Origin of the sequence: Pseudomonas putida, from assembly GCF_001941965.1 — a bacterium.
Taxonomy (GTDB): domain Bacteria; phylum Pseudomonadota; class Gammaproteobacteria; order Pseudomonadales; family Pseudomonadaceae; genus Aquipseudomonas; species Aquipseudomonas putida_L.
Map to the genome: position 1 here is coordinate 232,565 of NZ_MKZO01000073.1, position 21,277 is coordinate 253,841.

At 64.3% G+C, this 21,277-nt stretch carries 22 protein-coding genes and 2 pseudogenes; 14 read left to right on the forward strand and 10 right to left on the reverse strand.

Going from position 1 to position 21,277, the window contains the following annotated elements; all coding sequences use genetic code 11:
• Window positions 1-45 precede the first annotated feature (45 nt).
• Complete coding sequence (locus tag PSEMO_RS30035) at window positions 46-648, forward strand: acyl carrier protein phosphodiesterase (protein WP_075806489.1); 603 nt, start codon at window positions 46-48, stop codon at window positions 646-648.
• Here the strand turns inward: PSEMO_RS30035 and PSEMO_RS30040 are convergent.
• Window positions 624-1,409, reverse strand: coding sequence for a lysophospholipid acyltransferase family protein (locus tag PSEMO_RS30040; protein ID WP_075806490.1), 786 nt, complete (start codon window positions 1,407-1,409; stop codon window positions 624-626). The genes PSEMO_RS30035 and PSEMO_RS30040 overlap by 25 nt on opposite strands.
• Window positions 1,409-2,164 (reverse strand): L-ornithine N(alpha)-acyltransferase, encoded by a 756-nt coding sequence (gene olsB / locus PSEMO_RS30045; RefSeq protein ID WP_075806491.1) that lies wholly within the window; start codon window positions 2,162-2,164, stop codon window positions 1,409-1,411. The genes PSEMO_RS30040 and olsB overlap by 1 nt, the downstream gene beginning before the upstream one ends.
• A gap of 133 nt (window positions 2,165-2,297) precedes the next feature.
• Here olsB and PSEMO_RS30050 point away from each other — a divergent pair, with 133 nt between their 5' ends.
• The 7 genes from PSEMO_RS30050 to PSEMO_RS30080 all read left to right on the forward strand — a co-directional run bounded on the left by PSEMO_RS30050 (window position 2,298) and on the right by PSEMO_RS30080 (window position 7,440).
• Window positions 2,298-3,188, forward strand: a complete 891-nt coding sequence (locus tag PSEMO_RS30050) for an acyl-CoA dehydrogenase family protein (RefSeq protein WP_075806492.1) — start codon at window positions 2,298-2,300, stop codon at window positions 3,186-3,188.
• A gap of 164 nt (window positions 3,189-3,352) precedes the next feature.
• A complete protein-coding gene (locus tag PSEMO_RS30055; protein WP_081430365.1) occupies window positions 3,353-4,375 on the forward strand; it encodes a serine hydrolase domain-containing protein in 1,023 nt (340 codons plus the stop codon).
• Complete coding sequence (locus tag PSEMO_RS30060) at window positions 4,372-4,668, forward strand: amidase (protein WP_075806493.1); 297 nt, start codon at window positions 4,372-4,374, stop codon at window positions 4,666-4,668. Before PSEMO_RS30055 ends, PSEMO_RS30060 begins: the two co-directional genes overlap by 4 nt.
• A 45-nt stretch (window positions 4,669-4,713) precedes the next feature.
• A complete protein-coding gene (locus tag PSEMO_RS30065) occupies window positions 4,714-5,295 on the forward strand; it encodes a YceI family protein (RefSeq protein ID WP_075806494.1) in 582 nt (193 codons plus the stop codon).
• A 1-nt stretch (window position 5,296) separates the two neighbouring features.
• Complete coding sequence (locus PSEMO_RS30070) at window positions 5,297-6,454, forward strand: phospholipase D-like domain-containing protein (protein WP_075806495.1); 1,158 nt, start codon at window positions 5,297-5,299, stop codon at window positions 6,452-6,454.
• A 94-nt stretch (window positions 6,455-6,548) separates the two neighbouring features.
• A complete protein-coding gene (locus PSEMO_RS30075) occupies window positions 6,549-7,130 on the forward strand; it encodes a DJ-1/PfpI family protein (RefSeq protein ID WP_075806496.1) in 582 nt (193 codons plus the stop codon).
• Between the two features lie 10 nt (window positions 7,131-7,140).
• On the forward strand, window positions 7,141-7,440 hold the full coding sequence (locus tag PSEMO_RS30080) for a ribbon-helix-helix domain-containing protein (protein ID WP_075806497.1): 300 nt from the start codon (window positions 7,141-7,143) through the stop codon (window positions 7,438-7,440).
• A 78-nt stretch (window positions 7,441-7,518) separates the two neighbouring features.
• Here the strand turns inward: PSEMO_RS30080 and PSEMO_RS30085 are convergent, their stop codons facing one another.
• The gene (locus PSEMO_RS30085; RefSeq protein WP_075806498.1) at window positions 7,519-9,042 is read right to left on the reverse strand and encodes a fumarate hydratase; all 1,524 of its coding nucleotides are present in this window, start codon (window positions 9,040-9,042) and stop codon (window positions 7,519-7,521) included.
• A gap of 269 nt (window positions 9,043-9,311) precedes the next feature.
• Here PSEMO_RS30085 and PSEMO_RS30090 point away from each other — a divergent pair, with 269 nt between their 5' ends.
• Window positions 9,312-10,247 carry an iron-sulfur-binding ferredoxin reductase gene (locus PSEMO_RS30090; protein ID WP_075806499.1) on the forward strand — a complete coding sequence of 312 codons (936 nt, stop codon included), beginning with the start codon at window positions 9,312-9,314 and terminating at the stop codon, window positions 10,245-10,247.
• A 157-nt stretch (window positions 10,248-10,404) separates the two neighbouring features.
• On the opposite strand, the gene pyk is transcribed toward PSEMO_RS30090, so the two are convergent.
• Window positions 10,405-11,856, reverse strand: coding sequence for a pyruvate kinase (gene pyk / locus PSEMO_RS30095; protein WP_075806500.1), 1,452 nt, complete (start codon window positions 11,854-11,856; stop codon window positions 10,405-10,407).
• Between the two features lie 268 nt (window positions 11,857-12,124).
• Here pyk and PSEMO_RS30100 point away from each other — a divergent pair, with 268 nt between their 5' ends.
• From PSEMO_RS30100 to sbcB, 3 genes are all read left to right on the forward strand, one after another.
• Entirely contained in the window at window positions 12,125-12,511 is a 387-nt protein-coding gene (locus tag PSEMO_RS30100) for a hypothetical protein (protein WP_075806501.1), read from the forward strand.
• Window positions 12,512-12,658: 147 nt separating this feature from the next.
• Window positions 12,659-13,018: a pilus assembly protein PilZ gene (locus PSEMO_RS30105; protein WP_075806502.1), complete on the forward strand. Its 360-nt coding sequence runs from the start codon at window positions 12,659-12,661 to the stop codon at window positions 13,016-13,018.
• A 32-nt stretch (window positions 13,019-13,050) separates the two neighbouring features.
• Window positions 13,051-14,490, forward strand: coding sequence for an exodeoxyribonuclease I (gene sbcB, locus PSEMO_RS30110; protein WP_372239150.1), 1,440 nt, complete (start codon window positions 13,051-13,053; stop codon window positions 14,488-14,490).
• 67 nt (window positions 14,491-14,557) lie between these two features.
• Here sbcB and mvaT read toward each other — a convergent pair whose 3' ends face one another.
• The gene (mvaT, locus tag PSEMO_RS30115; RefSeq protein ID WP_075806504.1) at window positions 14,558-14,938 is read right to left on the reverse strand and encodes a histone-like nucleoid-structuring protein MvaT; all 381 of its coding nucleotides are present in this window, start codon (window positions 14,936-14,938) and stop codon (window positions 14,558-14,560) included.
• Between the two features lie 306 nt (window positions 14,939-15,244).
• Here mvaT and purU point away from each other — a divergent pair, with 306 nt between their 5' ends.
• Both purU and PSEMO_RS34005 read left to right on the forward strand, forming a co-directional pair.
• Entirely contained in the window at window positions 15,245-16,096 is an 852-nt protein-coding gene (purU, locus tag PSEMO_RS30120) for a formyltetrahydrofolate deformylase (RefSeq protein ID WP_075806505.1), read from the forward strand.
• A gap of 4 nt (window positions 16,097-16,100) precedes the next feature.
• Window positions 16,101-16,265 (forward strand): annotated as a pseudogene (locus PSEMO_RS34005) (hypothetical protein); the annotation flags it as partial.
• Here the strand turns inward: PSEMO_RS34005 and PSEMO_RS30125 are convergent.
• The 5 genes and pseudogenes from PSEMO_RS30125 to PSEMO_RS34455 form a co-directional block, all read right to left on the reverse strand.
• Window positions 16,242-17,234, reverse strand: coding sequence for a lysylphosphatidylglycerol synthase transmembrane domain-containing protein (locus PSEMO_RS30125; protein WP_075806506.1), 993 nt, complete (start codon window positions 17,232-17,234; stop codon window positions 16,242-16,244). The pseudogene PSEMO_RS34005 and the gene PSEMO_RS30125 overlap by 24 nt on opposite strands.
• The gene (locus PSEMO_RS30130) at window positions 17,231-17,995 is read right to left on the reverse strand and encodes a DUF2334 domain-containing protein (RefSeq protein ID WP_075806507.1); all 765 of its coding nucleotides are present in this window, start codon (window positions 17,993-17,995) and stop codon (window positions 17,231-17,233) included. The genes PSEMO_RS30125 and PSEMO_RS30130 overlap by 4 nt, the downstream gene beginning before the upstream one ends.
• The gene (locus PSEMO_RS30135) at window positions 17,988-19,112 is read right to left on the reverse strand and encodes a glycosyltransferase family 4 protein (protein ID WP_075806508.1); all 1,125 of its coding nucleotides are present in this window, start codon (window positions 19,110-19,112) and stop codon (window positions 17,988-17,990) included. The genes PSEMO_RS30130 and PSEMO_RS30135 overlap by 8 nt, the downstream gene beginning before the upstream one ends.
• Before the next feature lie 144 nt (window positions 19,113-19,256).
• Window positions 19,257-20,021: a methyl-accepting chemotaxis protein gene (locus PSEMO_RS34450; RefSeq protein WP_372239151.1), complete on the reverse strand. Its 765-nt coding sequence runs from the start codon at window positions 20,019-20,021 to the stop codon at window positions 19,257-19,259.
• Between the two features lie 90 nt (window positions 20,022-20,111).
• Window positions 20,112-21,131, reverse strand: a pseudogene (locus PSEMO_RS34455) (cache domain-containing protein); the annotation flags it as partial.
• Window positions 21,132-21,277 lie beyond the last annotated feature (146 nt).

A 21,277-nucleotide genomic window follows, 5' to 3' on the forward strand; every position in this document is an offset into this window, starting at 1 on the left:
GATGAGGCCCTCAAAAGCGCCACAAATGCCTTAGACTCACACCCCATGAACTACCTAGCCCACCTCCATCTCGGCGGCGACCAGCCCGAGCAATTGCTCGGCAGCCTCTACGGCGATTTCGTCAAGGGCCCGCTCGAAGGCCGTTTCTCCCTGCCCCTGGAGCGGGCGATCCGCTTGCACCGGCATATCGACACCTTCACCGACAGCCACCCCCTGGTGCTTGCCTCCCTGGCGCGCTTCCCCACCGAGCGCCGGCGTTTCGCCGGAATCATCCTCGATGTGTTCTTCGACCACTGCCTGGCCCTGCACTGGCACGATTACGCCACGCAGCCACTGCCGCAATTCACCGCGCGGGTGTACCAGGTATTGGACAGGGAGCCGGCGCTGCCGGGCCGCCTGGCGCAGATCGCGCCGTTGATGGCGGCTGGAGACTGGTTGGGGTCGTACCGCGAGTTCGCGGTGCTGGAGCAGGTATTCCGCGGCATCGCCCGGCGGCTGTCGCGCCCGGAAGGCATGGCCGGGGCGATGGCGGAGGTGGAAGCCCTGTATCCGTTGCTGCTGGAGGACTTCCGCCAGTTCTATCCTGAGTTGCAGGCCTTCGCCGCCGCCGCGCTGGCCGACCCTCAGGCCGCCTTGGCGCGGCGCTGAGGCAAGGTTTCCGCCGCTTCGCCGAACAACGCCCGGCTCACCGCCTGCTGCGCCTGGAACGCCAGGGCCGCACGTTCCTCGCCCTTGCTGGCGATCGGCTCCAGCAACTGCACCTCGACGTCGCCACAAGGCTGGGCGAACAGGCGCATCAGGTGCGACAGCAGATCATCATCACCAATGAACGGCGCAATCGGATCCGGCTTGCCATCCCGCAGGTAACGCACGGCTACCGGCTGCAGCGGTACTTCGCTGTCGATGGCACTGGCCAGCAGGCGGCCGTGGAAGGTGCGCAGGCTGCGGCCATCGGTGGTGGTGCCTTCCGGGAAGATCAGCAGCGGGCATTGCTGCACCAGGTGCTGGCTGATCTGCCGACGCAACAACTGGCTGTCGCCACCGCCACGACGGATGAACAGGGTCCCGGCCTTGTGCGCCAGCCAGCCGGCCACCGGCCAGGTGCGCACTTCGGCCTTGGACAGGAAGGACAGCGGGGCGAGCATGCCCAGCACCGGGATATCGGTCCAGGACACATGGTTGCTGACCCACAGCATCGGCTGGCGGGGCAACTCGCCGATGACCTTGACCCGGAACGGCAGGGCATTGACCAGGCGCTTCATGAAGATCTGCGACCAGCGCTGCCGGCGTTGCGCCGACGCGTTGATGCCCAGGCGCTCGAACAGGCCGAACGCCGAGGCCATGCCCAGGCCCAGCAGGACCACCAGCAGCAACCGGGCGATGCGGGCGAACACCCGCAGGCGCTGCATCACACGGCCGCCTTGAAGTGACGGGCGTAGCGCGGGCACAGTTCGTCGCGCTTGAGCAGGATGAACACGTCGGCGACCTGGAAATCTTCGTCCCAGCAAGGCTCGCCGCAGATCTTCGCGCCCAGGCGCATGTAGGCCTTGAGCAGCGGTGGCATCTGCGCCACCACGTTGCCTGGCAGGGCCAGGTTCGGCAGCGGGTTCTTCGGTTCGGCGCGCAGGTGCTCGGTGCACAGGTGCTGTTCGCGCAGGCGCTGCATGATCGCGTGGGCCTGCACGCCGCCGTCCTGCATCGGGATGCTGGCGCAGCCCATCAGGTAGCGGTACTGGCCTTCGTTGAGGATCTCGGCCAGCTCGCTCCACAGCACGGCGATGGTCCCGCCGTTGCGGTAGGCGGCGTCGACGCAGGTACGGCCGAGTTCGAGGATCGGGCCTTGCAGATGGACCAGGCCATGCAGGCTGAATTCTTCTTCGCTGTAGAAGCGGCCCAGGCTGCTGGCGGCCTGGTGGTCGAGCAGGCGGGTGGTGGCGACCAGGCAACCGCTGTTGAGGTCGCGCACGCCGATGTGCATGCAGTGGTCGTCGTAGTCGTCCATGTCCAGGCCCTGTTCGGCGCCTTTCAACTTGGCCTTGAATTCACCACTGAAAACGCTGAAGCGCAGGGCCTGGGCCTCGCGAAGTGCAGCCGGGCCCACCAGGCGTTCGGCTTGCAGACGGCGTTCAGTGCTGTTGTCGCCAGAGCGAGCGATCTGAGTCATTGCGTGTCTCCATAAGCCAGCCATGGGGTTGCGGCCGGTCGACTTTGTTGTGCAAGCTCAGACTAGGTAGGGGGGGTGTCACCCCCGTGAATGTTTGGTGATGCTTGTATGACAGGCCCCAAGGAGTCCCGCGATGAGCTGGCTGGAACGTCTCGATCACGCTGTATCCCAACCCTTGTTGAGCAACCTCGACGACACCTGGGCGGCACTGCTCGACCGCCTGGGTTCGGTGTCGCCGTTCGAGTTGGCGGTGCTCGGCGGCAAGGCCATGCCCACGCCGGGGCTGGCCTTCCTGGCCGGATACCAGGCGGCATTGCGGGTGCTCTGGCCTAGCGCGCCAGAGAGCCTCGGCGCGTTGTGTGCCAGCGAGAAACGCAGCGTCCGGCCGGCGGACATGCACATGCGCCTGGACCTGGAAGCCCTGCGCCTGAATGGCAGCAAGGATTTCGTCACCGGTGGGCACGAGGCCGACTGGCTGCTGGTGGCGGCCCGCAGCGAAGCGCCGGGGGAGGCGCCGCAGATCAGTCTGGCGGTGGTCTATCCGGGAGAGCCGGGAGTGCGGCTCGATCCCTTGCCAGCGTTGCCACTTATGCCGGAGGTGGGACATGCGCGGCTGCATCTGGAACAGGCGCTGTGCGAGCGGCTGGCGGGGGATGGCTGGGATGCCTATGTGAAACCCTTCCGCACGCTGGAGGATCTCTACGTGCTGAGTGCGCTGACGGCGTGGCTGTATGGCATCGGGCGTGGCAATGGCTGGTCGCAGGGCTTGATGTTGCGCTTGCTGGCGCTGCTGGCCGGGTGTGCGGAAGGCAGCCGGCAGAGTCCCGAGTCGCCGGCCTGTCATCTGTTGCTCGGCGGATTGTTCGCCCAGTTCGGTGAGATGCGTGACGAGATCAACAAGGCGCTGGCCGAGAGTGAAGGGGAGTGGGCCAATCTGTGGATGCGTGACCAGGGGATCCTGGAGATCGCCAGTGCGGCGCGGGCCAAGCGGTTGGCCAAGGCGTGGGGGCAGGCCGGGTTCTGAGTTGTGGTTGATGGCCTCATCGCTGGCAAGCCAGCTCCCACAGTGACCGAGTACACCGCTGACCCTGTGGGAGCTGGCTTGCCAGCGATGAGGCCCGAAAGAACACCCTCCACCTGTCATGAACCCCGGCTACCCTTGCCCGATCACGCACCCGGGTATCGACCATGCGCACCGCGCTCATCGCCTTCCTCCTGTTCATCCTCACTCCCGCCTGGGCCGACGACTCGGCGTTGCAGGCCTACGCCTTCCCGCCGCGCAACGAGCAGACCCGCGAAGGCATCCGCACCGACGCTCTGCTGGTCATCCAGGACGGCAAGGTCGTCTACGAGCACTACGCCGCGCCGACCGGCGCCGACACCCCGCACCTCACCTGGTCCATCAGCAAGAGCGTGATGGCCACCGTCCTCGGTGTTGCCTACGGCGAAGGCCGCTTCAAGCTTGATGACCCGGTCGCCACTTTCTACCCGCCGATGAAGGCCCACCCCCAGGTGCGTATCCAGGACCTGATGCACTGGGCCAGCGGCCTCGACTGGCAGGAAGATTACGAGTACGCCCCGCTGAAGTCCTCGGTGGTCGCCATGCTCTACACTAACGGCCGCAAGGACATGGCCGCTTTCACTGCCGCCCATGGTGTGGCTGCCGCACCGGGCGAGCGTTTCCTCTATTCAAGTGGCGACAGCAATCTCCTCGCCGCCGCCCTGCACCAGATGGTTGGCCCGGAGCGCTACGCCGATTATCCCTGGGCCGCCCTGTTCCAGCCCCTCGGCATCGAAAGAGCGGTCTGGGAACGGGACGCCCAGGGCACCTTCGTCGGTTCGTCCTACCTCTACATGACCGCCCGCGAGCTGGCGCGCATCGGCCAACTGATGCTCGACGACGGCCGCTGGCAAGGCCGGCAACTGCTCCCGGCGGACTGGGTGAAATTCACCCGAACGCCCTTCGCCAAGGCCGCCGCCGAACCCGGCGAAGCGATGCCCGGCGGCCAATGGTGGCTGAACAACACCTTGGCCTGGCCGGACGCCCCTGGCGACACCTTCGCCGCCCTCGGCCATTGGGGCCAGGGCCTCTACGTGCTGCCGAAACAGAAGCTGGTGATCGTCCGTTACGCCGACGACCGCGACGGCAGCTTCCAGCACAACACCCTGCTGCGCCAGGTCCTCGCCGCCTTCCCCGGAGAACAGCCATGAAACGCCTGTTGCTGCTGGTGCTCCTTGGCCTGCTGGCCTGGGGCTGGTCGGAGCGGGCGGCCTTGAGTGCCTTCCCCGGCATCCTCAGCGCCTACTCGGCCAAGGAGTTCTGCTCGTGCCGCTACGTGATGGGCTTCGACGCCGCTTACTGCACAACCTACGTCAAGCAATGGCTGCCCCTGAGCGACCTGCGTGACGACCCCATGGCCCACCGCGTCGATGCCCGCGGCCTCGGTCGCAGCGCCAGCGCCCAGTGGCAAGGCCCGCGCGAGGGCTGTCGCTTGCTGCCGTGAGGGCGGGCGGGTAAGGTTGAGCGCCAAAGTGTTTCAGGACTTCAAATGTTCAGCCCGCTCCGCCTCCTGCTCGCCGCCCTGGCGCTCGTCTGCCTTCCCGCCCAGGCCAATTGGTACCTGGACAACGAGTCATCCCGCCTTTCCTTTATCACCAGCAAGAACGGCGATGTGTCGGAAGTGCACCGCTTCCTGGTGCTGCACGGCAAGGTCGACCGCAAGGGCGCGGCGTCCCTGCAGGTCGAGATGGATTCGGTCAGCAGCGGCATCCCGCTGCGCGACGAGCGCATGCGCAAGGACCTGTTTGCGGTCGAGAGCTTCCCCGAGGCGAGCATCCGCGCCCAGCTCGACCTGCGTCCGATCAACGACCTGGCCAATGGCGCCCAGCTCGAACTGCGCCTGCCGCTGAACGTCACCCTGCACGGCAAGACCCACAGCTATAACGCCCAGCTCCTGGCCACCCGCCTCGATGAGCGGCGTTTCCAGGTGGTGACCATGGAGCCGCTGATCCTGCGTGCCGAGCATTTCGACCTGGCCCCGGGCCTGGAGACCCTGCGCAAGGCGGCCGGGCTCAAATCGATCAACCTCTCGGTGCCGGTGGGTGCGGTGCTGATCTTCACGGCGCGCTGACATGGCCGGGCCGGTCTTTCCCTGGCGTTCCGGCAATCAATTCGAACTGCTGGTCGACGGACCGGCGTTTTTTCCCGCCATGCTCACCGCCATCGCCCGGGCCGAGTTCCAGGTCGATCTGGAGCTGTACCTGGTGGAGGCGGGAGCCTGCGCCGAGGCCATGGTCCTGGCCCTGGTCAGCGCTGCCGAGCGCGGCGTGCAGGTGCGCTGCCTGTTCGATGACTATGGCTCGTTGGCTTTTACCCTGAGCCTGCGTCAGCGTTTGCAAGGTGCGGGCGTCGAGCTGCGCTGGTACAACCGCCTGCGCTGGCGGCGCGGTGTGCGCAACCTGTATCGCGACCATCGCAAGATCCTCCTCGTCGACCAGAATGTGGCCTGGGTCGGCGGCACGGGCGTCACCGACGAGTTCTGGCATCCCGGCGAGAACAGCAGTGAATGGCACGAGGTGATGGTGCAGATGCAAGGGCCGCTGGTGGCGGACTGGCAGATGCTCTTTGACCGTCAATGGCGGGCCAACCCCCGGCGGGTCGCCTGGCGCCCGCCGACCCATTTCGGCCTGCCGCGTTTGCCGCGCCTGCCGCCTGGCCGTGAAGGGCAGGGCCGGGTCGCCTATGCCGACGCCCGCCAGCATCGCGACATCCTGCAATCCCTGGTCCGAGCCCTGAACAACGGCAAGCAGCGGATCTGGCTGGCGACCCCGTATTTCCTGCCGACCTGGAAGGTCCGCCGGGCATTGCGCCGGGCTGCCTCGCGGGGTGTCGATGTACGCCTGCTCCTGACAGGCCCGCGTACCGACCATCCCTCGGTGCGCTATGCCGGTCATCGCTATTACCCGCGCCTGCTGCGTGCCGGGGTGAAGATCTTCGAATACCAGCCGTGCTTCCTGCACCTGAAGATGGTGGTGGTGGATGAATGGGTGAGTATCGGCTCGTGCAACTTCGATCACTGGAATTTGCGCTTCAACCTTGAGGCGAATGTCGAGGCCATCCACCCGGGGCTGAATCAGGCGGTGACCGAGAGCTTCGTCCGCGATTTCGCCTTGAGCAGCGAAGTCAGTCTCGACGACTGGCGCGCGCGCCCGCTGTGGCGGCGGGTGCAGCAGCGGATCTGGGGCTGGCTGGACCGGCTGGTGGTGAACCTGCTGGATCGCCGCGACTGAGGCGGGACGTAGTAGGCGCCTATTACCCGCAAGCGCCCGGCAAGGTCTAACGTGTCTGGGTACCTTTTCCCCTGCACACGAAGGAGAGCGTGAAATGGCGGCCAAGAAGATTCTGATGCTGGTGGGTGACTACGTCGAAGACTACGAAGTGATGGTGCCGTTCCAGGCCCTGCAGATGGTCGGTCATACCGTGCATGCGGTGTGTCCGGGCAAGCACGCGGGGCAGTCGGTGCGCACCGCGATCCACGATTTCGAAGGCGACCAGACCTACAGCGAAAAGCCGGGGCACAACTTCGGCCTCAATTTCGATTTTGCCAAGGTCAAGTCCGAGGACTACGACGCCTTGGTCATTCCTGGCGGCCGTGCCCCCGAGTACCTGCGCCTGAACGAAGAGGTGCTGGCGTTGGTCAAGGCCATCGACCAGGCCGGCAAGCCGATCGCGGCGGTCTGCCATGGCGCGCAACTGCTGGCGGCAGCCGGCGTGCTGGAAGGCCGTGAATGCAGCGCTTACCCGGCCTGCGCGCCGGAAGTGAAACTGGCGGGCGGTCGCTATATCGATATCGAGGTGACCCAGGCCCATGTCCAGGGCAATCTCGCCACGGCTCCGGCCTGGCCGGCGCATCCTGCGTGGCTGGCGGGCTTCCTTGGCCTGCTGGGTACCCGCATCACCCTGTGAGGTAGCGACCATGTGCGAGCTGTACGTCAAGGCCGACCCGATCCTCTACGAATCCCGCAGCCGCTCGCTGCGCATTCGCGGGGTGGTGACCACACTGCGTCTGGAAAACCAGTTCTGGGATGTGCTGCGGGAAATCGCCGAGGTCGATGGCATGACCACCAACCAGCTGATTACCAAGCTGTACGACGAAGTGATGGAGTACCGCGGCGAGGTGGTGAACTTCGCCTCGTTCCTGCGGGTGAGTTGTATCCGTTACCTGGGCCAGCGCCGCAATACCGAGCCGGTCCCCTTGAAAGCCGTCGCGCGTTGAGCCAATAAAAAAGCGGCGTGGAGACCACGCCGCTTTTTGCCTTTCACTTGAAGCTTATCGCTTGAAGCTTGTGGCTTTTTACTTCACTTCCACCGCCAGGCTCTCGGCAATCTTGCTCTGCCAGATCGCAGGACCGGTGATGTGTACCGACTCACCGTTGCTGTCCACCGCGACGGTGACCGGCATGTCCTTGACCTCGAACTCGTAGATCGCTTCCATGCCCAGTTCGGCGAAGGCCAGGACCTGGGATTTCTTGATCGCCTGGGCGACCAGGTAGGCAGCGCCACCCACGGCCATCAGGTACACGGCCTTGTTGTCCTTGATCGCGTCGATCGCGGTCGGGCCACGCTCGGACTTGCCGATCATGCCCAGCAGACCGGTCTGCTCGAGGATCTGGCGGGTGAACTTGTCCATGCGCGTCGCGGTGGTCGGGCCAGCCGGGCCAACCACTTCTTCACGTACCGGGTCGACCGGGCCGACGTAGTAGATGAAGCGGCCTTTGAGGTCCACCGGCAGCTCTTCGCCACGGTTGAGCATTTCGACCATGCGCTTGTGCGCAGCGTCGCGGCCGGTGAGCATCTTGCCGTTGAGCAGGATGGTCTCGCCCGGTTTCCAGCTCTGCACGTCTTCCGGGGTCAGGGTGTCGAGGTTGACACGGCGGGCCGACGGGCCGGCTTCCCAGACGATTTCCGGGTAGGCGTCCAGCGACGGCGCTTCCAGTTCGGCCGGGCCGGAGCCGTCCAGGACGAAGTGGGCGTGACGGGTGGCGGCGCAGTTCGGGATCATGCACACCGGCAGCGACGCGGCGTGGGTCGGGTAGTCCATGATCTTCACGTCGAGCACGGTGGTCAGGCCGCCGAGGCCCTGGGCACCGATACCCAGCTGGTTGACCTTGTCGAACAGCTCCAGGCGCAGTTCCTCGATGCGGTTCTGCGGGCCGCGGGCTTTCAGCTCATGGATGTCGATGGATTCCATCAGGACTTCCTTGGCCATCACCGCGGCTTTCTCGGCAGTACCGCCGATGCCGATGCCGAGCATGCCAGGCGGGCACCAGCCGGCGCCCATGGTCGGAACGGTCTTCAGTACCCAGTCGACGATCGAGTCGGACGGGTTGAGCATGGCCATTTTCGACTTGTTCTCGGAACCGCCGCCCTTGGCCGCCACGTCCACTTCCACGGTGTTGCCCGGAACGATGGAGTAGTGGATGACCGCCGGGGTGTTGTCCTTGGTGTTTTTACGCGCACCGGCCGGGTCGGCCAGGATCGAGGCGCGCAGGACGTTGTCCGGCAGGTTGTAGGCGCGACGCACGCCCTCGTTGATCATGTCGTCGACGCTCATGGTCGCGCCGTTCCAGCTCACGTCCATGCCGACGCGGACGAACACGGTGACGATACCGGTGTCCTGGCAGATCGGGCGGTGGCCGGTGGCGCACATGCGCGAGTTGATCAGGATCTGGGCGATCGAATCACGCGCAGCCGGCGACTCCTCGCGCAGATAGGCTTCGTGCATCGCCTGGATGAAATCGACGGGGTGGTAGTACGAAATGAATTGCAGGGCATCGGCGACGCTCTGAATCAGGTCGTCTTGCTTGATCACGGTCATGCAGCGCGCTCCTCTTAAACACGGGAACATTCAATAGGTATTCCGACGCGGACAGGCCGAGGTGTCGAAACGACCTTTCAGACACGCCGCGACAAAATGTCCCGGCGCAAAAAAGGCGCGGCAGTATAGCGCGGCTGGGCTTTTGGTACACGCGCCAGTGGTCCAACCATGGTCGGTGATCGCCCGGCATCGTTTTTGCTGTTTCCCTTGGCCTGTGGATCGGAACAGGCCTAGATTGGCGCATGAATATTCAGGGGAGATGAACAGCAATGCCTGAACTGCAGGTCGGCGAACGCCAATGGTCCGTTGCGCCCGGCAGCAATCTGCTAGATGCCCTTAATGATGCGGGCTGCGGTGTGCCTTACAGCTGCAGGGCGGGGAGCTGCCATGCCTGCCTGGTGCGCTGCGTGGACGGCGAGCCGGAAGATGGCCGGCCCGAGGCCCTGAGCGCGGCGCAGCGCGAGGCCGGCTGGCGCCTGGCCTGTCAGTGCCGGGTGGGGATGGATTTGCGGGTGGCGTTGTTCGATCCGCAGACCGATGGCCAGCCGGCGCGGGTGGTCGCGGTGGAGTGGCTGGGCGAGGTGTTGCGCCTGCGCCTGCAACCGCTGAACGGCCTGCGTTACCAGGCGGGGCAGCATCTGTTGTTGTGGAATGCCCTGGGCGTGGCGCGCCCGTATTCCCTGGCCAGTGTGCCGGGTGAGGACCCGTGGCTGGAGTTCCATATCGATTGCCGGCAGCCGGGGGCGTTCTGTACGCCGGCGCGGCACCTGGTCGAAGGGGCGGAGTTGCGGCTCGGCGAGTTGCGTGCCGGCGGCCTGCATTACGACCCGGACTGGCAGGAGCGGCCGCTCTGGCTGCTGGCGGCCGGGACGGGCCTGGCGCCGTTATGGGGCATCCTGCGCGAGGCGCTGCGCCAGGAGCATCGCGGGCAGATCAGGTTGCTGCACCTGGCGCGGGATGAAGGCGGGCATTATCTGGCCGAGGAATTGAAGGAGAGGGCGGCACAGCATCCGCAGTTGCAGGTGGAACTGGTGACGCCGACCGGGTTGCCGATGGCCCTGGCGGCGTTGCGCGTGCAGTCGCGGCAGACGGTGGCGCTGGTGTGCGGGGCGCCGGGGAGTGTGGAGGAGTTTTCGCGGCGGCTGTTTTTGGCGGGGGTGCCGAGGAATCAGGTGTATTCCGATCTTTTTGTGGGGCATGTGTAGGCCCTATCGCTGGCAAGCCAGCTCCCACAGGTGTTGCATGCACCGCAGACCCTGTGGGAGCTGGCTTGTCGGACCGCCGCACCGCAGCGATAGGGCCCGAAAGAACAATGAAAAACGCCCGGCTCAAGGCCGGGCGTTTTCATTCACAGCAAGCGCATCAAACCAGCGGATCACCGACATGCAGGATCTTCATGCCATTGGTGCCACCGATGGTGTGGTAGCTGTCGCCCTTGGTCAGGATGACCCAGTCACCCTGCTCGACCACGCCACGCTTGAGCAGCTCGTCCACGGCAGCCTGGCTGACCTGTTCCGGGGCCAGCGCCGCCGGGTCGAACGGCACGGTGTAGACGCCGCGGAACATGGCCACGCGGGCCTGGGTCTCGCGGTGCGGGGAGAAGGCGAAGATCGGGATCGAGGAACGGATCCGCGACATGATCAGCGGGGTGTAGCCGCTTTCGGTCAGGGCGATGATCGCCTTCACGCCCGGGAAGTGGTTGGCGGTGTACATGGCCGCCAGGGCGATGCTCTCGTCGCAACGGCTGAACTGGGTGCCCATGCGATGGCTGGAGGTCTTGCTGGTCGGGTGCTTCTCGGCACCGAGGCAGATCCGCGCCATGGCCTGCACCGCTTCCAGCGGGTAGGCACCGGCAGCACTTTCGGCCGAGAGCATGACGGCGTCGGTGTAGTCCAGCACGGCGTTGGACACGTCGGACACTTCGGCACGGGTCGGCATCGGGTTCTGGATCATCGACTCCATCATCTGGGTCGCGACGATCACTGCTTTGTTGTGGCGGCGCGAGTGCAGGATGATCTTCTTCTGGATGCCCACCAGCTCGGCATCGCCGATTTCCACGCCGAGGTCGCCACGGGCCACCATCACCGCGTCACTGGCGCGGATCAGGCCGTCGAGGGTTTCGTCGTCAGCCACGGCTTCGGCACGTTCGATCTTGGCCACCAGCCAGGCGGTACCGCCGGCTTCGTCGCGCAGGCGACGGGCATATTCCATGTCGGACGCATCGCGCGGGAAGGACACGGCCAGGTAGTCCAGGTCCATTTCCGCAGCCAGCTTGATGTCGGCCTTGTCTTTCTCGGTCAGGGCCGGCGCAGTCAGGCCGCCACCCTTGCGGTTGATGCCTTTATGGTCGGACAGCGGGCCGCCGATCAGCACTACGCAGTGCAGCGAGTCGGCGGTGGCGGTTTCGACGCGCATGACCACGCGGCCGTCGTCGAGCAGCAGTTCGTCACCGACGCCGCAGTCCTTCACCAGGTCCGGATAGTCGATGCCGACGATTTCCTGGGTACCGGCAGTCAGCGGGTGCGCGGTGGAGAAGGTGAAGCGGTCGCCCACCTTCAGTTCGATTCGTTTGTTGGTGAACTTGGCGATGCGGATCTTCGGACCCTGCAGATCGCCCAGCAGCGCCACGTGGCGGTTGTGGCGGGCAGCGATGTCACGGATCAGCCGGGCGCGAGCCTTGTGCTCGTCCGGGGTGCCGTGGGAGAAGTTCAGGCGGGCGACATCCAGGCCGGCGAGGATCAGTTGTTCGATTACTTCCGGTGAATTGCTGGCGGGGCCGAGGGTGGCGACGATTTTGGTACGGCGGATGGTCATGCACAGACTCCTGTAGTGAAGCGCAGCGAAAGGCTACTCCTGAAAAGCGCTGTAGTCATTGTTCCTTTGCACTACCTTGGGAGGGGGCAGGCGGGCGTTTGAACGGGGACTTCGAGCTGCAAGCTACAAGCCGAAAGCTACAAGTAAAAGCGGATCGCGTATTCTCTTGCAGCTTGCAGCTTGCAGCTTGCAGCTTGCAGCTTGCAGCTTCGTGGCTGAAGAATTCCGGTCAGGCGCCGATACACTGCCTATCGAAAGGAGAATCCCCATGCGAGCCCTGATTGTCTTGGCCCTGGCGACCAGCGTCGTCGGCTGCACCCGCTGGTCCATGGACCACCACCTGAACAATGCGTACCGGGCCTACGACCGCGGCGATTGCGAGCAGGTCACCCTGGAACTCTCGCAGGTCGATCGCACCAGCCGCGCACGACCGTTCATCTGGCCGGAAACCGCGCTGCTGCGGGGCCAGTGCCTGGAGCGCCAGAAGCTGTTCGTCGATGCGGCGCAAACCTACAAATTCATCATCCAGAAGTACCCGCAGAACGAATACGCCTACCGTGCCCAGGCGCGTCTGCAAACGCTTGAACAGCTTGGACATTATCGCGAAGGCGAGGCGGCGATCCCGCGTCCGGTGCCGCTTTCGCCCTCGCGCTGAGGGAGTGCCGGGGCAATTTTGCGCTGGAAGCCTTGCCCCGGTCTGCGCTACTCTCATTGCGACAGACTGTGTACAAAGAGCGTGCACCTGTACAAGACGGCACTAGCGCGACCCTGCTCTAAGGGTCATCCAATGCGACCCATTGCCATGTATACCGAGCGCCGAATCGAGCGTCATCTGCTCCCCCACTTCCTCAAGGTCTACAACCGTTTCACCGATCAGCCCATCGGTTACCTGGGCAATGCATCGGAAGACGGCCTCATGCTGATCAGCACCCTGCCTTTGCTGGTCGGTCCCGATTTCGAACTGCAGTTGCGCATTCCCGCCAAGGCTGGTGCCTGGCAGCGCATCAACATCACCGCCAGTTGCCTGTGGTGCCATGAAGACGCCAGCCCTGGCTTCTACGACTCCGGTTTCATGCTGTTGCAGGCACCCCGGGAGTACGACCAACTGGTGGCCGCCTTGCTCAACTACTTCAGCTTCCGGCCGTTGCCAACCTCGGCATAAGGTAGACTCCGGCGATTTACCCTTCAGGATGAATCGCCGTGAGCTCCAGCATTTTCTGGCACGACTACGAAACCACCGGGATCAACCCGCGCTGCGACCGGCCCCTGCAGGTCGCTGGTGTGCGCACTGATCTGGACCTCAACGAGATCGAAGCGCCGGTGAATCTGTTCTGCCAGCCGAGCGACGATATCCTGCCGCACCCAGCCGCTTGCCTGATCACCGGGATCACCCCGGCGCAACTGGCCCGGGACGGCCTGGCCGAAGCCGACTTCATGACCCGGGTTCACGCCGAACTGGCCCGGCCCGGGACCTGCAGTGCCGGCTACAACACCCTGCGTTTCGACGATGAAGTCACCCGCTACAGCCTGTATCGCAACTTCTTCGATCCCTACGCCCGCGAGTGGCAGGGCGGCAACAGCCGCTGGGACCTGATCGATGTGGTGCGCACGGCCTATGCGCTGCGTCCCGAGGGTATCCAGTGGCCTCGGGGCGAGACTGGCCAGGTCAGCCTGCGTCTGGAACTGCTCAGCGCGGCCAACGGCATCCACCATGGCCAGGCCCACGAGGCGCTGTCCGACGTGCGTGCGACCATCGCCCTGGCCCGTCTGATCCGGGAGAAACAACCGCGCCTGTATGAGTGGCTGTTCGAGCTGCGCAGCAAACACAAAGTCCTCGACCAGGTGCGCTTGTTGCAGCCTCTGGTACATATTTCCGGGCGCTTTTCGGCGGCACGTAATTATCTCGGTGTGGTACTGCCATTGGCCTGGCATCCGGCCAATCGCAACGCGCTGATTGTTTGTGATCTGCACCAGGATATTGCGCCGCTGTTGACGGAAGATTCCGAAGTATTGCGCCAGCGGTTATACACGCGCCGTGAGGAAATGCCTGACGGACAATTGCCTGTTCCTCTCAAGTTGTTGCACATCAACCGTTGCCCGGTGGTGGCGCCATTGGCTGTAGTGCGCAAGGAAGACCAGCAGCGCCTGGGCCTCGATATGTCCGAATTGCTACGCCGTGGTGAACAGCTGATTGCTGCCCGGGAGCAGTGGGAAAATAAATTGGCGCCAATTTATGAAGGCAAGGAGTTCGCTGCGAGCGAAGACCCGGAGCAGCAGCTGTATGACGGTTTTTTCGGTGATCGTGACCGGCGTCTATGCGAGCAGGTGCGCCTGGCAGATCCGCAGCAGTTGGCAAGTGGGCAATGGATGTTCGATGACCCGCGTCTGACAGAACTATTGTTCCGATATAGGGCTAGGAACTTTCCGGCGAGCCTAAGTGAAACGGAGCAAGTACAATGGAGAACATTCTGCCAACAGCGTCTTGATGATCCCGCGATGGGGGCCCCGCATACCCTGGCGGCCTTTGAAACCGCGCTGGGCGAGGCCCTGGCTGGCGCGCTGGGCGAGCAGCGGGCCTTGCTGGAAGCATGGCACGCACATGCCAACGAACTACGTCAGCGCCTGGCCCTGTAAACAGTGTTAAGAGCGCCCAATAAAAAACGCCGGCAATGCCGGCGTTCTTTATTGATAAGGACGCAAATCAATCGAGCAGGGTGGCCCAGCTTTCCACGACGTCACCGCCCCACTTGGCTTTCCACTCTTTCAGGGTCTTGTGGTTGCCGCCTTTGGTTTCGATGATTTCGCCGTTGTGCGGGTTCTTGTATTGCTTGACCTTGCGCGCGCGCTTGGTGCCGGTGACTTTAACTGCGCCGCCGCGTGGGGCCTTGTTCAGTTTGGCTTCCGGGTCCAGCAGGGCAATGATGTCTTTCAGGGATTTGCCGTAGGTCCCCATCAGGTCACGCAGCTTCTTTTCGAATTCCAGCTCTTGCTGCAGCTTGTTGTCTTCGGACAGATTCTTCAGGCGGGCTTGCAGTTCTTTGATGGCTTCTTCGGTAGCGCGATATTCGTTGATCAGGGACATGAGGCGTTCCTTGGTAATTGGGCGTTCGGGATAACAGTGCCGCAATAATAGTCAGACAATCTGCCCAAGTAAACATTCGAGTGCCACGCTTTTCAATGTTTATTCCCGGGATGGATTGTCGCGCTGGCACTTTACAAATGCCGGGAGGTGAAATTCGCAACTAAATTAATCTTCACTGCGGGCCTCGGGTATCCACAGCATGACCTTGGGTAAAGGCACGGGCGCCGCCGGATGTCACGTGACTACTGTAGTTTTGCCGGGCAATCGTTAGAATGTGCGCCTTTGCGAAGTTCTGGAGCCCCCTGCATGCGTACCTATCGGCTGGTGATCGCTTGTCCCGACCGTGTCGGCATTGTCGCCAAAGTCAGTCATTTCCTGGCGTCCCACAACGGCTGGATCACCGAAGCGAGCCATCACTCCGATGACCTGAGCGGTTGGTTCTTCATGCGTCACGAGATCCGTGCCGATACCCTGCCGTTCGGCATAGAGGCCTTCCGCGAGGCGTTCGCGCCGATCGCCGAAGAGTTCTCCATGACCTGGCGGATCACCGATACCGACCAGAAGAAGCGCGTCGTGCTCATGGCCAGCCGCGAATCCCACTGCCTGGCCGACCTGCTGCACCGCTGGCACAGCAACGAGCTGGACTGCGACATCCCCTGCGTGATCTCCAACCACGACGACCTGCGCAGCATGGTCGAGTGGCATGGCATTCCGTTCTTCCATGTTCCGGTCGACCCGAAGGACAAGCAGCCAGCCTTCGCCGAAGTCTCGCGCCTGGTCCAGGAGCACGGTGCCGATGTCATCGTCCTGGCGCGCTACATGCAGATCCTGCCGCCACAGCTGTGCGCGGAATACGCCCAGCAGGTCATTAACATCCACCACAGCTTCCTGCCGTCGTTCGTGGGCGCCAAGCCGTACCACCAGGCCTCGCTGCGCGGTGTGAAGCTGATCGGCGCGACCTGCCACTACGTCACCGAAGAGCTGGACGCCGGTCCGATCATCGAGCAGGACGTGGTGCGCGTCAGCCACAGCGACAGCATCGAGGACATGGTCCGCTTCGGCCGTGACGTCGAGAAGATGGTCCTGGCCCGCGGCCTGCGCTATCACCTGGAAGACCGCGTGCTGGTGCACGGCAACAAGACCGTGGTGTTCAACTGAGGCCATGAGCGACCCGCTCGACCGGGGCGCTGCCCATCCCCCGCCCACCCTGGGCGAGGGCTGTCTCAGTCGCTACGACCCGGAGGCCCTGGACAGCGAGGACGGCACCGATTTTCCCGGTGCCGCCGAACTGTGGCAGGCGCAATCAGCGGCGCAAGCCGGCGAGGCGCTCGAGCAGCGGCCGGCCGAGCAGGCAGAGGAACACCGGCCCGCCGGCGATCAGGTAGAAGTAGTACGTCACGACCCGCCAGACCAGGACCGCAGCCGCCGCGGTTGATTTGCCGACCATCGGCGTCAGCAGCGTCGCCGAGGTCAGCTCCGCCGCACCCGCGCCGCCTGGCAACAGGCTGAACTGCCCGGCGCTCAACGACAGGACCTGGACCAGGAAACTGGAAATCCATTGCAGGTTGCCGCCCAGCCCCAGCAGCACCAGGTACAGCACGCTGTAGCGCAGGGCCCAATGCAGGCAGGTCAGCAGGAAGACCAGGGCCAGCACCCGCCGGGGCAGACGCAAGGTCGCCCGGAACGCCCGAAAGAAATGCAGCAGCCGTCTTGCCCAGCGCCGTTGTGTCGACTCCCGCACATTCAATCTTTTCAGCACGCGCCCGTTCCAGCGCATCAGCCCGCGCCGCCAGCGCAGCAAACCCACTCCCAGCCCCAGCACCGCAAGCATGAGCAGCGCACTGCCGATCAGCATGCCCTCAAGGCTGCGGCCCAGATTGTGGAAGAGGGTGTAGACGACTATCCCAAGTACCGCACCGAGAAAGAACAGCAGGTCATTCAACTGATCCATGGCGAACACGGCGCCGCTGTGGGCGGGCCGAACCCGGTCGCGGGACAGCAGCGCCATCAGGGTCAGCGGGCCACCGCTGCCGCCGGGGGTGGTGCAGATGGCGAACTCGGTGGCCATGATCACCCCGAGGCTGCGCAGGCGACCGATCCTTTCGCCCTGGCTGCCGAGCAACAGGCGCAGGCGTAACGCGTTCAGCACCCAGCACAGCACGATCATGCCGAACAAGGCCAGCAGCAGCCCGGGTGGGAAGCTGCGCAGGCGCGGCAGCAATTCAGCGCCGCCGAGCAGGGCCGGCACCAGCGCCGCCATCAACAGCGCCGCCAGCAGCCAGCCGATGCGGTTCACGGCGCGGGCCTGCTGGCCAGCCAGGCCATCTTGGTCATGGGAATGCGCCCGTCAGTGAGCAGGCGTTGCAGAGTGTCCAGCCAGTAGTTGCGCGAAAAGGCGTGGCGCATGTCCACCGGATGCAGGCCCAGGCGGATGGTGCTGGCATCGCTCATACGGCGCTCATGCATGGCGCTGACGGCCCGCGACAACCCGCGCCGCCAGGCACTGCGGGCACTCCACACCAAGCCTGGCGCATCGACCGGGGTGAAGTCCGGCAACCGGTACAGATGCTGCGGATCGCTGGTGTAGTGCAGCGGCAATTGGCGCAGGGCCTGGCGCGTGCCCCCGCTCATCAGCCAGGCCGGGGCGACGAAGCCGCGCAGGGGCCAGTCCAGGCGCTGGAACAGTTCCACCCCGGCTTCCAGGCGTTGCAGCGCCTGGATTTCGTTCAGGCCATAGAACTCGCCTTCCCAGGTGTAGATGCGGCGCATGAAGTACTCGCCGGGCGAGCGTGGTGGCGGGCCGTCGTCGGTATGGAAGTAGCCATGCAGGGCCAGTTCGCCCCCGCGCACCAGGCGCCGTTCCATTACCCGGCGAAAGCTGGCGTCCTGTTCCAGGGCGTTGCGCTTGTGAAAGTCCGGGACCACCAGCAGGGTCATGGGGATCTGGCCAAGGGCGTCCACCGCTTCGACGAAGGGCTGGTAGTCCGGCCAGGTTTCCGGGGCCACGTCGTGCAGGACCAGCAACACACTGCGGCCGGGGGCAGGGATCTCAGGCATGGGCACGCACCGGCAGGTCACTGTAGCCGAGCACCGCGCGGTAATGGGCGAGCAGGCCACTGACCACGTTGTCCCAGCTGTAATGCTGCTCGACATGCTGGCGCGCCTGCTGGCCGAGCGCCGCGGTGCCGCGCTCGAAGGTTTCGCGCACCGCGTTGGCCATGGCCTGGCCGTCTCCAGGGGCGCAAAGCTGGCCGCAATCGGGGTGGACGATCTCGCTGAAGGCCCCGGCCGCCACCGCCACCACCGGCGTGGCACTGGCCATGGCTTCGAGGATCACCAGGCCGAAGGTTTCCTGATCGCCGGCATGCACCAGCAGGTCGGCGCTGGCCAGCAGGCGGGCGACTTCAGTGGCCGGGCGAAACTCGCCGAACACCGTGACGTTGTCCGGCACATTGACCGGCATATGCGAGCCCACCAGCAACAGGTGCCAGGGCTTGCCCAGGCGCTGGATACAGTCGAGCAGCACCGGCAGGTTCTTTTCCCGCGAGCCGCGGCCGGCGAAGACCAGCAGCCGGGTATCGTCGGCCAGGCCCAGTTCGGCGCGCAGGTTCGGGTCATGGCGTTCGGGGTGGAAGGTGTTTAGGTCGACGCCCAGGCGCTGCACGTGGACATTGGCGACGCCGAGCCGGCGCAGTTTGTGCGCCATCACCTGGCTGGGCGCCAGGACGCGGTCGAAATTGCCGTAGAGCTTGCTGACGTAGGCCTCGACATTGGGGGTGAACCAGTTGCCCATGCGGTTGCTGACCAGCAGCGGCAGATCGGAGTGATAGAAGCCGATCACCGGCACGTCCAGCCGGCGCCGCGCGCCGAGGGCGGCCCAGGCGGTCAGGTAGGGATCGCCAACCTCGATCAGGTCGGGTTGCAGTTCGTGCAGGACATTGCACCAGGGCGCCAGGCGCAGGGGAAAACGATAGCCGTTGCCGAACGGCAGCGGCGGGGCGGGGACTTCGTGGATTCCGTTGTGCTGGCGTGCAACCGCCCCGGGAATCAGCAGGCTGTGGCGGACATTCGGGGCCAGGCCCAGGCGGCGGTGTTTGGCATCAAGATAGGTACGCACACCGCCGCTGGCGGGGGCGTAGAACATGGTGATGTCGGCGATATGCACGATCAGCATCCCTCCGGGATCTTCTTTCGGACAGTCACGCGGCGGCTGCAAAGCCACGGTGACGCGCCTTAGGGTTGACCCTGTGGAAGGATAGTTTGTTCGAAATGTTACGAGGGTGTCCGGCGGCAGGACGCCGCCGGACGGAGGGTCGAATCAGATGCGGAAGCTGCCGACCAGATGCTTCAGGCGACCGGCCTGCTGTTCCAGGTCGGCGCAGGCACGCAGGGTCGATTGCAGGTTCTCGACGCCTTCCTGGTTGAGCATGTTGATTTCGCTGATATCCATGTTGATCGAGTCGACCACGGCGGTCTGTTCCTCGGTGGCGGTGGCCACCGACTGGTTCATGCCGTCGATCTCGCCGATGCGCTGGGTCACGCTGCTCAGGCGCTCGCCGGCCTGGTTGGCGATGCTCACGCTGTCGTGGCTGTGGCGCTGGCTTTGGCTCATGGTGTCCACGGACTCGCGGGCACCGACCTGCAGCTCCTCGATCATGTTCTGCACTTGCTGCGCCGATTCCTGGGTGCGGTGGGCCAGGTTGCGCACCTCGTCGGCCACCACCGCGAAGCCGCGGCCGGCTTCGCCGGCACGGGCCGCTTCGATGGCGGCGTTGAGCGCCAGCAGGTTGGTCTGCTGGGAAATGCTGGTGATCACTTCGAGGATCTGACCGATGTTCACGGTCTTGCTGTTCAGCGTCTCGATGTGGGTGCTGGAGGTGGAGATCATGTCCGACAGGCGATTCATCGCCTGGATGCTGCGGTCCACCACCTGCTGGCCTTCTTCCGCCAGGTGCCGCGCCGAGCTGGCCTGTTGCGAGGCCTGGGCGGCGTTATGGGCGATCTCCTGGGCGGCGGCGCCAAGCTGGTTGATCGCAGCGGCGACGCTGTTGGTGCGGTTGCTCTGCTCGTCGGAGTTGACCATCGACGAGTTGGAGGCGCTGACCACCCGCAGGGCCACTTCGTTGACGTGCTCGGTGGCCGAGGCCACTTCGCGGATCGATTCGTGGATACGTCCGACAAAGTGGTTGAAGGCCTTGCCGAGCATGCCGAATTCGTCGTGGTTGTGGATGTCCAGGCGGCGGGTCAGGTCGCCTTCACCCTGGGCGATGCCTTCCATCGCGCGGATCATGGTGTGCAACGGACGCATCAGCACGTTGATCAGCAGGCCCAGCAGGCCAATGATGAAGCCCACCGCAATGATGGTGGCGATCACCGCCGAGGTCCGGAACTTGCTGAGCATGCCGTAGGCTTTGTCCTTGTCCACGGCCAGGCCAATGTACCAGTTGGCCGACGGCAGGCCTTTCACCGGGGTGAAGCTGAGGATGGTCGGCTTGCCGTCCATTTCCACTTCCACCGGTTTCTTGTCCAGGCGCGGGGTGTTGTTCGGGAACAGCTCGCTCATGGCTTTCATGGTCAGGTCCTTGTTCGGGTGAACGAGGATCTTGCCCTGGTCGTTGACCAGGAAGGCGTAGCCCATGCCGCCGAAGTTCAGCGAGTTGATGATTTCCACCAGGCCGTCCAGCGCCAGGTCGCCACCCACCACGCCGACCTGCGGGGATACCGGGGTGACGATGGAAATCACCATCTTGCCGGTGCTCATGTCGATGTAGGGTTCGGTGAGGATGGTCTTGCCGGCGGCCAGGCCGTCCTTGTACCAGGGGCGAACGCGCGGATCGTAGCCGTCAGGCATCTTCATCTGCGGACGAATGGTGAAGTCACCGTTCGGATGGCCCAGGTAGGTGGTGAGGAAACTTGAAGTCACCGCTTTCTGGCCGAGCATGGTGCCAACGTTCTGCGGATCGCTGGCGATGTTCTGCACGGCGTTTTCCACCAGCAGGATGCGGCCGTCGAACAGGTTCTTGATATTGGTCGCAGTGGTATCGCCCATCTCGCCGAGATAGTTTTCCAGGTTTTCCCGGATGGCATTACGCTGCAAGTAGTCGTTGTACAAAGTGAACAGGCTGAACGCGAGCATCACGATCAGTGAGGCGGCCAACAAGATCTTGTGGCTGAAACGGAGATTTTTATTCATGGCGTGTTGGGTCCGCTAAGGAATCTCCGAACAAGCCTTCAGTTATGCGAGAATCCCCGCAACACCTGATCCGAGCCGCCCATGAGCCAGATGAGCTTTTCCGACTTTGAGTACGCCGGCAAGCGCAAGCAAACCCGCCGAGAGCG